The sequence below is a fragment of the Dellaglioa sp. CoH-56-MRSF-14 genome (assembly GCF_056782115.1).
Window position 1 is genome coordinate 46,072 of record NZ_JBXAYB010000002.1, and the last position, 13,416, is coordinate 59,487.

A 13,416-nucleotide genomic window follows, 5' to 3' on the forward strand; every position below is an offset into this window, starting at 1 on the left:
GAGATAGAAACAAGAAAGTAGGACGCTATTAATGGATTTTGAAGAAATGCAAGATAGACAAAAACATATTCGAAACTTTTCGATTGTAGCACATATTGATCATGGAAAATCCACACTTGCGGATCGTATCCTCGAGATGACTGATACAGTTACTAAACGTGAGATGCAAAATCAATTACTCGATTCGATGGATCTTGAACGAGAACGTGGAATTACAATTAAATTAAATGCGGTTGAATTACATTATCTTGCTAAAGATGGTGAAACATATATCTTTCATTTAATTGATACACCAGGACATGTTGATTTCACTTATGAAGTTTCAAGGAGTTTGGCGGCTTGTGAAGGTGCTGTACTTGTTGTAGACGCTGCTCAAGGTGTTGAGGCACAGACACTCGCAAACGTTTATTTAGCGATTGATGATGATTTGGAGATTTTACCAGTTATTAATAAAATTGACTTACCATCTGCTAATGTTGAAATGGTAAAAAAAGAAATTGAAGATGTTATCGGATTAGATGCCTCTGATGCCGTTCTGGCAAGTGCTAAAAATGGTATTGGTATTGAAGAGATGCTGGAACAGATTGTAACGAAAATTCCTGCACCAAATGGTGATTTAAAAAAACCATTGAAAGCTTTAATTTTTGATTCAATCTATGATAGTTACCGTGGCGTTGTTTTGAGTATTCGGGTGGTTGACGGTGTTGTAAAACCTGGCGACACAATTGAATTAATGAATAGTAAGAAAAAATATGAAGTGACTGAAGTTGGGGTTATGTCACCCAAAGCAGTTAATCGTGATTTTTTAATGGCCGGAGATGTTGGGTATGTTACAGCGGCAATTAAAGATATTCGAGATACACGAGTTGGTGATACAGTAACTTCAGCTGACAATCCAGCAACTGAAGCACTAGATGGTTACCGTGCAATTAATCCTATGGTTTATTGTGGGTTATATCCCGTAGATAATTCAAAATATAATGAATTACGTGAGGCACTTGAAAGATTACAATTAAATGATGCTGCTTTACAATTTGAACCAGAAACGTCACAAGCACTAGGATTTGGGTTCCGTTGTGGATTTTTAGGGTTATTACACATGGATGTTGTCCAAGAGCGGTTAGAACGTGAATCTGGGTTAGATTTGATTACAACGGCACCATCTGTAATTTATCATGTTGATTTAACTGATGGTGAGAAAATAATTGTTTCTAACCCTTCTGAAATGCCAGAACCATCATCAATTAAGCAAATTAACGAACCTTATGTGAAAGCAAGTATTATGGTACCTAATGAATATGTTGGAGCAGTCATGGAACTTTGTCAAAAAAAACGTGGTGTTTTTGAGACGATGGATTACTTAGATGAATTCCGTGTAAATATTATTTATCATATGCCTTTATCAGAAATTATCTTTGATTTCTTTGATAAATTAAAATCTAATACACGTGGATATGCATCCCTGGATTATGAAGAAGAGGGTTACCGTCCAAGTGATTTAATTAAAGTTGATATCTTGTTGAATGGTGAAGCAGTTGATGCATTGAGTTTTATTGTTCATCGTGATTTTTCTTTTGAACGTGGAAAAGGTATCGTCAATAAATTAAGATCATTAATTCCGCGCCAAATGTTTGAAATTCCAGTTCAAGCTGCTGCTGGACAAAAAATTATTGCAAGAACAAATATTAAAGCATACCGTAAGGATGTTACAGCTAAATTGTATGGTGGAGATCGAACACGCCGTATGAAACTTTTGGAAAAACAAAAAGCTGGTAAGAAACGAATGAAACAAGTTGGTAATGTTGAGATTCCACAAGAAGCATTTATGGCAGTCTTGAAAATTGATGAAGATGAAGAATCTAAGAAAAAATAAGTAAAAACGACAACCGGAAAAGTCTGGTTGTCGTTTTTTTTATGATAAGTATGCTTCATTATTTTGCATGTAAACCATCTCATCGTATGAAATTTGTTCTCTTAACAGATTTGCCGTTGCAGGGGTGATTAATTTTTGTTCTAATTGAAGTTGAACAAAATTATATTCTAATTGAAAGGCATTTATAAAAATATTATTTTGTAAGATAAGTTCAGTCTCATTTGAAAACATTCTTCTGTGTCTAACTGATAAAAATTGTCTAACCAGAGTAACGGCCATTGAATTGTCAACAGTGGTAATAGAGGTTAAATAAGTAATTGCTGCCTGATAACTAGATTCCTCCATTAAAATAAAGTCATCTTTTGTATTATTATAATATTTTTTGAAAGTATTTTTTTGATTTTCAGTAACCTGAGATAGCGCTTTTTCGCCTTTCTTAATAGCAAAATGTTTAAATAAATGAAGTGAATAGAATTTCAAGTGTATTATGAGATGTTTAAGTGAAAATCCACGGGTTGATTGATAAGTTGTAGCAAGATACTTTTCGTACCAAGAACCAGTTTTTTCAGAAACCTGACCACTCGATAATAATTCATGCAAAATATTTTCTTCAATTTCTTGTGTTTTTTCTAATAGGTCATAAAAATCACTCTTTTTAGGCCGTTTTAAAAAATTTTGTTGGTTATATAGCGTTTCAATTACTGTTTGTCTTTCTGGACTAGGAATATTTGTGACATTAAGTTGTTCAACAGTGTAAATAACCATCTTAGAACGAATTTCACCAATATTTTCTAAAATAGTAATCTCATTCTTTTTGGTAATTAAGTGCGGTAGTAGGAAAGTAGGAACTAACATGCTAATTAATATAACTAATGCAGCTATAAAAATGATTTCATTTCTCATAGGGAATTCAATTCCTGAAACAGTTACTAATGGTAATGAGTATGCCATGGATAGTGTAATTGTTCCGTGAATTCCACTTAGGGCAAATGTAAAATCGTCTTTTGTTGATAAATTTTTTAATAGGAAGTGGGACCATAGAAAACGCATTAGTGTCATAATAAAGTAAATACCAATACTAATAACAAGTAAAATTAGTGAATTAAATCCTGAGCTTTTTAATAAATCCGAGGTAACAGTAGGCAATGTTAAACCTAGAACTACAAAAACAAACCCATTTAAAGCATCTGTAAGTACTTTCCAAATACTACTTGATATAAATTGTAATTTAGTTGAAGATAACCGTAAACGATCTTTTTGAACACCATGAATTAAACCGGCAGCAACGACTGCTAAAATACCTGAACAACCTAATTCTTCAGATATAAAATAAATTAAAAAAGGAGTTATTATTTCAATTGGAATCATAATTGCTGTATCTTCGATGTGCCAATTTAGTAACGTTAACCTTATTTTAACGAATACTAATCCTAAAAATGCACCAATTAAGAGTCCACCAAAAAATGATGTGCTAAAAGCACTTAGACCTTCGTTCATAGAAAAAGTACCTGAAGAGAAAGCAGTTAATGCTAAACTAAGACCAACAATACCAGATGCATCATTAAACAAGGATTCATTTTCCAATATATTCATCATTGACTCAGGAATCGGTAAATTTTTTGTCACTGAAGATACTGCTACTGTATCTGTGGGTGTGACAATCGCTGCTAACGCAAATGCTAAGGCAAGTGATAAATCAGGTAAGACTGAGTGAACTAAAAACCCAGTGACAATTATTGTTGCACCAACTAAAATGATGGCTAATGAAAGCGTCGTTAAAATATTTCTAGCTAATGCTCTTCTAGATGTATTTTGGGCTTCATTGAAAATAATAGGTGCAACGATTATCATAAAAAATAATTCTGGGTTAAGTTCGAAATGTTGGAAATTTGGTAATAAAGAAAGCGCTAATCCTATACCAATTTGATAAAAAGCTTGTGGAACTTTTGGAAACTTAACAGCAATCACATTTGCGATAACCACGCCACCAAGTAATAATAAGATAGCAGATAGTGAATCCATAATATTGCCTCCAATAATTTCAATTTAGAATGGTGTCTATTTTAACACATGTCTAAATTTAACAACATAATAAAAGGCTAAGTTATCTAAAATAACTTAGCCTTTTATTAATTTATACGAATAAGTTAATAAGCATAACACCACCGAGCCCTGAAACAGAGACGACTGTTTCAAGAACGGTCCACGTTGCGAGTGTTTCTTTAACGGTTAGATCAAAATATTCTTTAATCATCCAGAAACCAGCATCGTTTACGTGAGATGCAATTAAACTACCTGAACCAATGGCGATAACCATTAATGCAGGATCAACGCCTGACCCAGCTATTAAACCACTGACTAGACCGGCAGCTGTTAATGCAGCAACTGTTGCAGAACCAAGAGAAATTCTAAGAAGTGCAGCAATTAACCAGCCTAACAATAATGGTGATAACGATGAGGATTCAAACATTCTTGAGATAACATCTGCGACACCACCATCAACAAGAACTTGCTTAAATGCACCTCCACCACCAATGATTAAGAGTAGCATTGCAATTTGTTTAATGGCAACTTCAAGAGAAGCCATAATATCTTTGACTGGGATCTTTCGGGCAATACCCATTGAATAGATAGCGAACAGAAGGGAGAGCAGCATGGCAACGCCAGGAGACCCAACGAACATGAAAAAGGAATCTATAGAGTTAGGGTTCTTTGGTGTTATCCCTTTATTAATAATCATGTCGTAAACTGTTGAAATAGCCATAATTACAACGGGAAATAAAGATGTCAAAGTACTCATTGCAAAACTAGGTGTATCTTCAAGTTTAAATTCTTTTTGTGTTCCTAATGCGCTTAAATTTCCTTTTTGCTTAAATGCCGAAGGAATATATTTTTTTGCAATCATAGCGAAAAGTGGACCGGCAATCAATGTTACCGGAATAGCTAATAGTAATCCGTAAATAAGAACCATCCCTACATTAGCATTTAGTGCTGATGCAATTGCAGTTGGGGCGGGGTGAGGTGGTAAAAAGCCATGAGTAACTGAAAGTGCAGCTGCCATGGGAATCCCAAGATATAAAACTGAAATTCCTAATTCCGTAGCAATCGCAAAAACGATTGGGATCAATAAAACAATACCAACTTCGAAAAATAATGCAATACCAATAATGAATGATGCAAGTACGACTGCTAATTGAATCCATTTTCGACCAAATCGGTTAATTAAAGTAGTCGCAATCCGATAAGCACCACCTGAATCAGCAACCAGTTTACCTAGCATAGCACCAAAACCGAAGACTAAGGATAAATGACCTAATTGACTACCAATACCATTTTCGATAGAAGTCGTGATTTTATCTAAAGGCATCCCTAATCCAATGGCAACAACAAATGATGTGATAATTAATGAAACAAATGTATTTAATTTAAATTTAATGATTAATAAAAGTAAAAAGAGAATCCCAATAAAAACAATTAAAAGTGGCATAGTAACTTTCCCCCAATGAAACTAGATTTGATGATAATGTTTCCGCTGGAAATCAGCAATATTTTTATATTCAGCGCTTAATGACCTACTTACTCGAACAAATATAGGTAATAGCTCACGATATACTTCAAAGTTTTCTTTTTGTGGTTGGTGGACATGCATGGAACCAATCATATTTTCAACAGCAGATAGATCAGCAATTAAATGTAAACTTTGCATTCCTAAGACAGCTGCGCCAAGACAAGAACTTTCAAAACTTTCAGGAATTGTAACTTCTTGTTCAAAAATATCGGCTAATAATTGTCGCCATAAAGATGATTGGGCAAAACCACCTGTTGCTTGGATTCTAGTGGGTTTCCCAGCAATTTCAGTTAGTGCTAACATGACCATGTCTAAATTGAAAACGATCCCTTCAAGTACAGCTCGAGCCATATGCGCACGTGTATGTTGACGTGTTAAACCAAAGAATGAACCTCTAGCATTAGCATCCCAGAGTGGTGCCCGTTCGCCACCAAGATAGGGGTGGAAGAGGAGTCCATCGGAACCGGCAGGAACCTTTTCTGCAATTTGAGTGATGACTTCATAGGGATCAATTTTCATTTGTTCAGCAGTAATTTTTTCGGGTGTAAATATCTCATCGCGCAACCAGCGGAAGACGATACCGCCATTGTTAACTGGCCCACCAATGACCCATTTATTTTTGGCGAGCGCATAACAGAATAGTCTACCTTTAGGATCTGTAACAGGGTGATCGATAACCATTCTAACGGCACCACTCGTACCAATTGTGACAGCCGCAACACCCGGTTCGATAGCATTAACACCAAGGTTTGATAGAACACCATCACTTGCACCAACAATAAAAGGAACATCACGTTGGATACCAGTTATTTTAGAAAATTCAGTATTTAGTCCGGATAGTTGGTACGTTGTTTCAACTAGTTCTGGTAACTGTTCAGGTGTGACACCAGTTACAGATAATGCTTGCTTATCCCAATCTAAATTAAAAATATTGAATAAGCCTGTAGCTGACGCTAAAGAATGATCAATAACAAGTCGATCAAATAATTGATATAAAATATAATCTTTAATACCAACAAAATAGGCTGCCTGATTAAATAAATCTGGTTTATCATTCTTTAACCAAATTAGTTTTGATAATGGTGACATAGGATGAATAGGTGTTCCAGTTTTGAGATAAATTTCATGACCAACACCTGATTCATTTAAATCATCACTCCACTTGCTAGCTCTGTTATCAGCCCAAGTAATCGATCTAGTTAACGGTTTATGATTTTTATCAAGTAGAATTAAACTGTGCATGGCAGCTGAAAATGAAACGCCTTTTAAATCAGTGGGGCGTAAGTTCGCTTTTTTATTGACCTCAGTGATTGCTTTTGTTACAGCAGCATAAATTTCATCAGGATCTTGTTCAGCCATCCCATTTTCTTCTTGATAAAGTGAGTAACCAATATTAGCGTATTCAATTACGGTACCTTTAAGATCGTATAAAACTGCTTTCGTGCTTGTTGTTCCAATATCAACACCGATTATATGTGGCATAGTGATCTCCCTTGAATAAATAGTAGTATGAATAATAAAGTTTATTAAAATTACAGTTAACGCTTACATTATCGTCTTTGAGTTAATTTAAAGCAACTATCTTTACTTATTTAAAATTTGATAATAAAGGATAGAATGCTGCTAAAATTAAAAAGAAGGAAAGAATAATGATTAGAATAGTTTGACGGCGATTACCATGATGTAAGAATAAGTTTAAACATGAGGTAACAGCAATGTAACCACCAAGTATCATCAAAAAGATAAATGTATCTGTAATAGGATTTAAACTAATAAGCGAAAAAAGTCCCAGTATCAATAGCCAGTTACGACTATTTTTTTCCCAGGCTAACGAGCCAAAAAAAAGTGACTTATATGAAAATTTTCGACGTTTTTTTTTCGTAAATGTAGAAATATAAATAATAGTGGTCATAATAAACCAAATGGAAAGAATGAATGGACCGAGATATTGCATAAGTAAACTCCGTTAAATTTAATTTTTTGAAAATAAAGTTGATAAACGTGTCATAAAAGTCGATAAGAATCTTTCGGTTTCAACGGCAACAGCGACAACCGTTGTTGCTTGATTTGAATTTAGGCGTGTCTCGTCACCGATTGTACGTCCAGAAAAAGGCGCTTCTGTGTCAACTTTCATATTGATAGGTAAAGTAGTGACTAAAGATGCATCTATAGCAACGGCAACAGCTAAGGGGTCATGCAAAGCACAGCCGTCTAAATTTGTTTTTAGGTTTGCATAGGCGTTAATATAGTAATCAACAATATCGGCGAAAGCTCGACTTGATGGACTGTCAATTTCACGCCATAGCTCTGTTTCTTTTTTTGTTAAAAGTGTTTTAAGTGTTACGTCTAGACCTACCATTGTAATAGGCAATTTACTTTGGAATACTTCATTTGCGGCTTCTGGATCTTGATTAATATTTGCTTCAGCAACGGCAGTTACATTTCCAGGGATTGTTAAAGCACCACCCATTAAAACGACTTTACCAATTAATGTTTCAATTTTAGGATCTTTTTTTATGGCTAATGATAAGTTCGTTAATGGACCAGTAGGCACAATAATTAAATCTGATTGAAATTCATGTGCAGAATCGATAATAAAATCGATTCCAGATTCTGAGGCGTATGGTTGGCTTGATTTAGGGATTTTTATGTCACCTAAACCGTTCATACCATGTATTTCTTGGCTTATTTCTAAAGTATCAAAAGATTGAGTCGTGATTGAATGTTTCTCACCGAGATAAACTGGAATATTTGATTCACCTAATAAATTAAGTAAGTTCAAACTGTTTTGAACACCAGCTAGCATTTGCAGGTTACCGTAAGAACCTACAATACCAATTAAATCAATTTCGGTACTAGCGAGAGCATAGGCAATAGCCAATGCATCGTCAATACCAGTGTCTAAATCCAAAATCATTTTCTTTCTTCCCATAAATAAAACCTCCCCAATATTTTAATAACCTTAGTTTACCAAAAAAAGCGATAAATTGTTATCGTTTTCCTCTTTAATTAATGCATGAATGAATGCAATGCTTTATAATAAACTTTGAGAACTAAACAAAATTTGATGTAATTTAAATTTATTTAAAATATGAGGTGATAGTATGGCACAAGAAACATTGTTTGATTATTTAAAGAAGGAATTACCAAAAATTGATTTTGATGGTGATATTGTATTAGATTGGCAGAAAAAGGATCATACATTTACAGTAGATCTCACATTTTATGCTGAGAATAAGTCACAACAAGCAATTCTTGATATTGAAGGTGTTAACTCAGAATTACCCATTATTTCATTTGGGGATGCTATATTACTCTATGATGAAGAACGTTTTGACTCAAAGGAAGTTGAAAAAGAGTATTTAACAACATTACCCTTTCAAGGGAAATCGGGTTGGGAACGCTCAGAGGCAGCAGCATTTATTAACTATTTACAAATTGTACTAGACAATGGTCAAAGTGATTTGTTAGATTTTTTGAATGATGATGATGCTGAATTCTTTGAACTAAGTTGGTCAGCTAGCGATTTTGAAAAAATTCAAAAAGCACAAAGTACAGAAAAAAGTATGCGATTAATTTATCCAAAATTTTAGGAGGATTTCAATTTGAAATGGACAGAAGTAAGTATCTCAACAAGTAGTGAAGCTGTAGAAGCGGTTTCTAATATTTTAATTGAAAGTGGTGCTGAAGGTGTCCAAATTGATGATTCAAAAGATTTTGAAAAATTAATGCAGGATAATTTAGACGGGAACGATTTTACATCAGTTGAGCACCAAAATGATGGAGCAAAGATTTCTGCCTTTTTCCCTGAAACTATTTTTATTCCTGAAATATTGCCAACTATACAGAGTAGGGTTAATCAATTAGCTGATTTTGGACTTAATCCGGGACGTGGTCTGATTGAATTGAATGAAGTGGATGACCAAGGTTGGGGATTGGAATGGCAACAATACTACCATCCGGTTAGAGTTACCCGATTCCTAACAATAGTACCAAGTTGGGAGAAATATCAGGTGGTCCAACCTGATGAAAAAGTGATACGTTTAGACCCTGGTAAAGCATTCGGTACAGGAACACATCCCACAACCCGGCTAGCTTTGGTAGCACTAGAGCAAGTAATACGTGGAAATGAATCTATGATTGATGTTGGAACAGGTTCAGGTGTTTTAAGTATTGCTGCAAAACATCTTGGTGTTGGTCATATTGATGCGTATGATTTGGACGATATTGCAGTAGATGCTGCCGTATTAAATTTCAACTTAAATCCAATTGCAAATCAGATACATGTAGCAGCTAATGATTTACTAAATGGTATTGATAATAAGGTTGATTTAATTGTGGCTAATATTTTGTCCGAAATTATTGTACCGTTAATTCCGCAAGCTAGAAGAAATTTAAATCCAGGTGGCCATTTTGTGACATCTGGGATTATTGCAGATAAAGTCGATTTAATCAAGGAGTCACTGGTAACTGGTGGATTTGAAATACAACAGATTTTAAATATGGGTGACTGGTTCTCAATTATTGCAGTTAAAATGGATTTGGAAGGTTAGGTAGTAAAGATGCAGAGATATTTTTTGAAATCTGATGAGTTAATTTTAACAGATGAGGATTTTCATCATGCAATTAAAGTTATGCGTTTGGCTGTTGGTGATCAAGTTGAACTCGTTAAGCAATCAACAGAGGTTGTTGTTGCAAAGATGAAACAGGTTACTGAAAGTTCAGCTACTTTTGATTATCAAAAGACAGTAGAAACATTAGTTGAGTTGCCAGTAGAAGTAACAATTGCGTCGGCTCTTTCAAAAAAAGATAAGGCAGACTGGATTGTACAAAAAGGTACAGAAATGGGGGCTGCCCATTTTATATTTTTTAATAGTGATTTTTCTATTGCAAAATGGGATCAAAAAAAGCAGGCTAAAAAAATTGAACGTTTAAAAAAAATTGCTAAGGGTGCTGCAGAACAAGCACATCGAACTAAAATTCCAACGATTTCATACGCTAAAAAAATTGATGAGATATTTCAACAATCTTATGATATTCAGATTGTTGCATATGAAGAATCTGCTAAACAAGGTGAGGTTAGCCAACTAAAAAAATCATTTGATTTGATTGAACCTAATCAAAATATGATTGCGGTATTTGGTTCAGAGGGTGGTATTTCAAAATCAGAAATTGATAAGTTAGCTACAGCTGGTTATCAAAAGGTAGGCTTAGGACCTAGAATTTTACGTGCAGAGACTGCTCCGTTATACTTATTAGCGAGCCTTTCATTTGTTAGTGAATTAAGTTAAGTAAGGCATGAGAAAACGAAATGAGGAAATATTTTTGAAAAATTTTCTAAGCATAACAGCTGCATGGTACTTAACGGTAAGTATTGCCATCGGAATTGTGGTCCCGATGGTACTGACCTTAGTTAATGCAAACGATGTTATAAAAATTGGTGTTTCTTTATTTATAGTAAATGTCATTTTTTCTATCATTATTGGTGTTATTATTGGTAGAAATGATCATAGTTTGATTTTTAACTTTTTCTTTCCAGTTATTTTTGCAATAGGTGTGTTGTGCCATTTATTTCAAAGTATCACTATCTTTTTTGCAATTATTTATCTTTGTTTATCATTATTAACATGGGGAATTTCAAAAAAATAATACAAATACTTTATGAATACATGAGTACGCGGACTGCATTATGGAATCGCGTATTTTTATTTTATATAAAAAGAGGTGTGTAGATATGACAAAAGAAGAAATGTGGAGTGCTAGAGACGTTTTGGAAATCGTTGAAAGCTATATGAATGAAGAACATGTTGCATTTGTACAAAAAGCATGTGATTTTGCTACCTATGTTCATAAGAATCAATATCGTAAGTCTGGCGAACCATATATAATGCACCCAATACAAGTTGCTGGTATTCTTGCAGAATTAAAAATGGATCCGGAGACTGTTAGTGCAGGATTTTTACATGATGTTGTTGAAGACACACCAGTTACTTTAGGTGATGTAGGCGAACTTTTTGGTAAAGATGTGCAAGTAATTGTCGATGGTGTAACAAAATTAGGTCAAATTCAATATAAATCTCATCAAGAGCAATTAGCTGAAAATCATCGTAAATTATTGTTAGCGATGTCTAAAGATTTACGTGTTATTATTGTGAAATTAGCAGATAGGTTACATAATATGCGGACGTTAAAACACTTACGTCCAGATAAGCAACGACGAATTGCAAATGAAACGTTAGAAATATATGCACCATTGGCAGACCGTTTAGGTATTAGTACGATTAAGTGGGAATTAGAAGATAGTTCATTACGTTATCTGAACCCCCAACAATACTATCGAATTGTTCATTTGATGAATTCTAAACGTGAAGAACGTGAGGCTTATATTTCTGGAGCTATTGAAGAAATAAAAGTTTCCATTAGTGATTTAAAAGTTTCAAGCGAAATTTATGGGCGACCAAAGCATTTGTATTCTGTCTATAAAAAGATGAAAGACCAACATAAACAATTCTCTCAAATTTATGACCTCCTAGCTGTTAGAGTAATTGTTGGATCAATTAAAGATTGTTATGCGGTACTTGGGGCAATACATTCTAGATGGAAACCAATGCCTGGAAGATTTAAAGACTATATTGCGATTCCAAAGGCTAACTTGTACCAGTCTCTGCATACGACTGTTGTCGGACCAGAGGGACGTCCTTTTGAAGTTCAAATTAGAACAAAAGAGATGCATGAAATAGCTGAATTTGGTGTAGCAGCACATTGGGCTTACAAAGAAGGTGTGAAAGAGAAAGTTCAGCAAGATGACGCGGGTACAAAATTAAATTGGTTTAAAGAAATTATTGAATTACAAGATGAGACTGATGATGCTTCTGCTTTTATGGAAAGTGTTAAAGGCGATATCTTTGGTGACCGCGTTTATGTATTCACACCTAAAGGTGATGTTTTTGAATTACCCAAAGGTGCAGGACCACTTGATATGGCCTACAGTATTCATACTGAAATTGGACATCATACAACGGGTGCAAAAGTTAACGGAAAGATTGTGCCATTAGATTATCAAGTCAAAAATGGAGACATTGTTGATATCTTAACTAGTAAAAGTTCAATAGGACCAAGCCGTGATTGGGTTAATTTGGTGCATACAAATAAAGCTAGAAATAAAATTAAACACTTCTTCAAACTACAAGATCGTGTTGCTAATGCAGCTAAAGGTGAAGATTTATTGACGATGCAATTAATTGATTTAGGATTTGATCCTAAAAAAGTCATTACAAAAGAAAATATGAAACAGCTTTTGGATAAAAGACAATTGTCTGAATCAGATGACTTGTATGCTGCAATTGGATTTGGAGAGGTAGCAACGTTAGGTGTCGCCAATGCTTTAACGGAAGATATTCGCTCTAAAGAAGAAGAAGTTCGACAAGTTAATGAGCAGAAGGCAATCCTTGAAGAACATAAAGAAATGAAAAAACCAGACGTATCTGAAAAAAATCGTAAAAGTAGCCATGATGGTGGTGTTGTAATTGATGGCGTCGATAACTTACTTGTTCGATTAAGTCATTGCTGTAATCCTATTCCAGGAGATGACATTATTGGTTATATTACAAAGGGGCGTGGTGTTTCAGTTCATAGAACTGAATGTCCTAATGTTATTAAAGCTGAAGAGTCCGGGGAAAGAATTATTAGTGTTAAATGGGATAAAACCATGGATGATAAATCTAATTATCAATCTGATTTGGAAATCCAAGGGTACAATCGTTCTGGACTTTTGAATGATATTTTACAATCATTGAATAATACAACTAAGCAATTAAGCTCAGTTAATGGCCGTGTTGATAATAATAAAATTGCGACAATGGATGTTTCAGTTGGCGTAAAAGATATTGTTCAATTAGAAAGAATTATGGAAACTTTGAAAAGTGTTGAAGACGTTTATGCTGTTAAAAGGAAAATTCATTAATTTTCTAATGGA

11 protein-coding genes are annotated in these 13,416 nt (G+C 34.3%); 6 read left to right on the forward strand and 5 right to left on the reverse strand.

Annotated elements, in window-relative coordinates:
- Positions 1-31: 31 nt before the first annotated feature.
- Positions 32-1,873: a translation elongation factor 4 gene (gene lepA / locus AC1RPX_RS02040; RefSeq protein ID WP_481761374.1), complete on the forward strand. Its 1,842-nt coding sequence runs from the start codon at positions 32-34 to the stop codon at positions 1,871-1,873.
- A gap of 39 nt (positions 1,874-1,912) precedes the next feature.
- On the opposite strand, the gene AC1RPX_RS02045 is transcribed toward lepA, so the two are convergent.
- The 5 genes from AC1RPX_RS02045 to AC1RPX_RS02065 all read right to left on the reverse strand — a co-directional run bounded on the left by AC1RPX_RS02045 (position 1,913) and on the right by AC1RPX_RS02065 (position 8,373).
- On the reverse strand, positions 1,913-3,895 hold the full coding sequence (locus tag AC1RPX_RS02045; protein ID WP_481761373.1) for a cation:proton antiporter: 1,983 nt from the start codon (positions 3,893-3,895) through the stop codon (positions 1,913-1,915).
- A 112-nt stretch (positions 3,896-4,007) separates the two neighbouring features.
- The gene (locus AC1RPX_RS02050) at positions 4,008-5,360 is read right to left on the reverse strand and encodes a gluconate:H+ symporter (protein WP_481761372.1); all 1,353 of its coding nucleotides are present in this window, start codon (positions 5,358-5,360) and stop codon (positions 4,008-4,010) included.
- A 21-nt stretch (positions 5,361-5,381) separates the two neighbouring features.
- Positions 5,382-6,923 carry a gluconokinase gene (gene gntK, locus AC1RPX_RS02055; RefSeq protein WP_481761371.1) on the reverse strand — a complete coding sequence of 514 codons (1,542 nt, stop codon included), beginning with the start codon at positions 6,921-6,923 and terminating at the stop codon, positions 5,382-5,384.
- A gap of 106 nt (positions 6,924-7,029) precedes the next feature.
- Entirely contained in the window at positions 7,030-7,395 is a 366-nt protein-coding gene (locus AC1RPX_RS02060) for a hypothetical protein (protein ID WP_481762403.1), read from the reverse strand.
- Between the two features lie 18 nt (positions 7,396-7,413).
- On the reverse strand, positions 7,414-8,373 hold the full coding sequence (locus tag AC1RPX_RS02065) for a nucleoside hydrolase (RefSeq protein ID WP_481761369.1): 960 nt from the start codon (positions 8,371-8,373) through the stop codon (positions 7,414-7,416).
- Between the two features lie 172 nt (positions 8,374-8,545).
- Between AC1RPX_RS02065 and AC1RPX_RS02070 the strand changes: the two genes are divergently transcribed.
- The 5 genes from AC1RPX_RS02070 to AC1RPX_RS02090 all read left to right on the forward strand — a co-directional run bounded on the left by AC1RPX_RS02070 (position 8,546) and on the right by AC1RPX_RS02090 (position 13,404).
- Entirely contained in the window at positions 8,546-9,034 is a 489-nt protein-coding gene (locus AC1RPX_RS02070; protein WP_481761368.1) for a DUF3013 family protein, read from the forward strand.
- A gap of 12 nt (positions 9,035-9,046) precedes the next feature.
- The gene (gene prmA, locus AC1RPX_RS02075) at positions 9,047-9,994 is read left to right on the forward strand and encodes a 50S ribosomal protein L11 methyltransferase (protein WP_481761367.1); all 948 of its coding nucleotides are present in this window, start codon (positions 9,047-9,049) and stop codon (positions 9,992-9,994) included.
- Between the two features lie 9 nt (positions 9,995-10,003).
- Complete coding sequence (locus AC1RPX_RS02080) at positions 10,004-10,732, forward strand: 16S rRNA (uracil(1498)-N(3))-methyltransferase (protein ID WP_481761366.1); 729 nt, start codon at positions 10,004-10,006, stop codon at positions 10,730-10,732.
- Positions 10,733-10,766: 34 nt separating this feature from the next.
- Complete coding sequence (locus AC1RPX_RS02085) at positions 10,767-11,090, forward strand: hypothetical protein (protein WP_481762180.1); 324 nt, start codon at positions 10,767-10,769, stop codon at positions 11,088-11,090.
- An 85-nt stretch (positions 11,091-11,175) separates the two neighbouring features.
- Entirely contained in the window at positions 11,176-13,404 is a 2,229-nt protein-coding gene (locus AC1RPX_RS02090; RefSeq protein WP_409022473.1) for a RelA/SpoT family protein, read from the forward strand.
- Positions 13,405-13,416: the final 12 nt, after the last annotated feature.

Coding starts and splice junctions, on each gene's coding strand:
- lepA (WP_481761374.1), top strand. CDS start 32: ATGGATTTTGAAGAAATGCAAGATAGACAAAAACATATTCGAAACTTT.
- AC1RPX_RS02045 (WP_481761373.1), bottom strand. CDS start 3,895: ATGGATTCACTATCTGCTATCTTATTATTACTTGGTGGCGTGGTTATC.
- AC1RPX_RS02050 (WP_481761372.1), bottom strand. CDS start 5,360: ATGCCACTTTTAATTGTTTTTATTGGGATTCTCTTTTTACTTTTATTA.
- gntK (WP_481761371.1), bottom strand. CDS start 6,923: ATGCCACATATAATCGGTGTTGATATTGGAACAACAAGCACGAAAGCA.
- AC1RPX_RS02060 (WP_481762403.1), bottom strand. CDS start 7,395: ATGCAATATCTCGGTCCATTCATTCTTTCCATTTGGTTTATTATGACC.
- AC1RPX_RS02065 (WP_481761369.1), bottom strand. CDS start 8,373: ATGGGAAGAAAGAAAATGATTTTGGATTTAGACACTGGTATTGACGAT.
- AC1RPX_RS02070 (WP_481761368.1), top strand. CDS start 8,546: ATGGCACAAGAAACATTGTTTGATTATTTAAAGAAGGAATTACCAAAA.
- AC1RPX_RS02080 (WP_481761366.1), top strand. CDS start 10,004: ATGCAGAGATATTTTTTGAAATCTGATGAGTTAATTTTAACAGATGAG.
- AC1RPX_RS02090 (WP_409022473.1), top strand. CDS start 11,176: ATGACAAAAGAAGAAATGTGGAGTGCTAGAGACGTTTTGGAAATCGTT.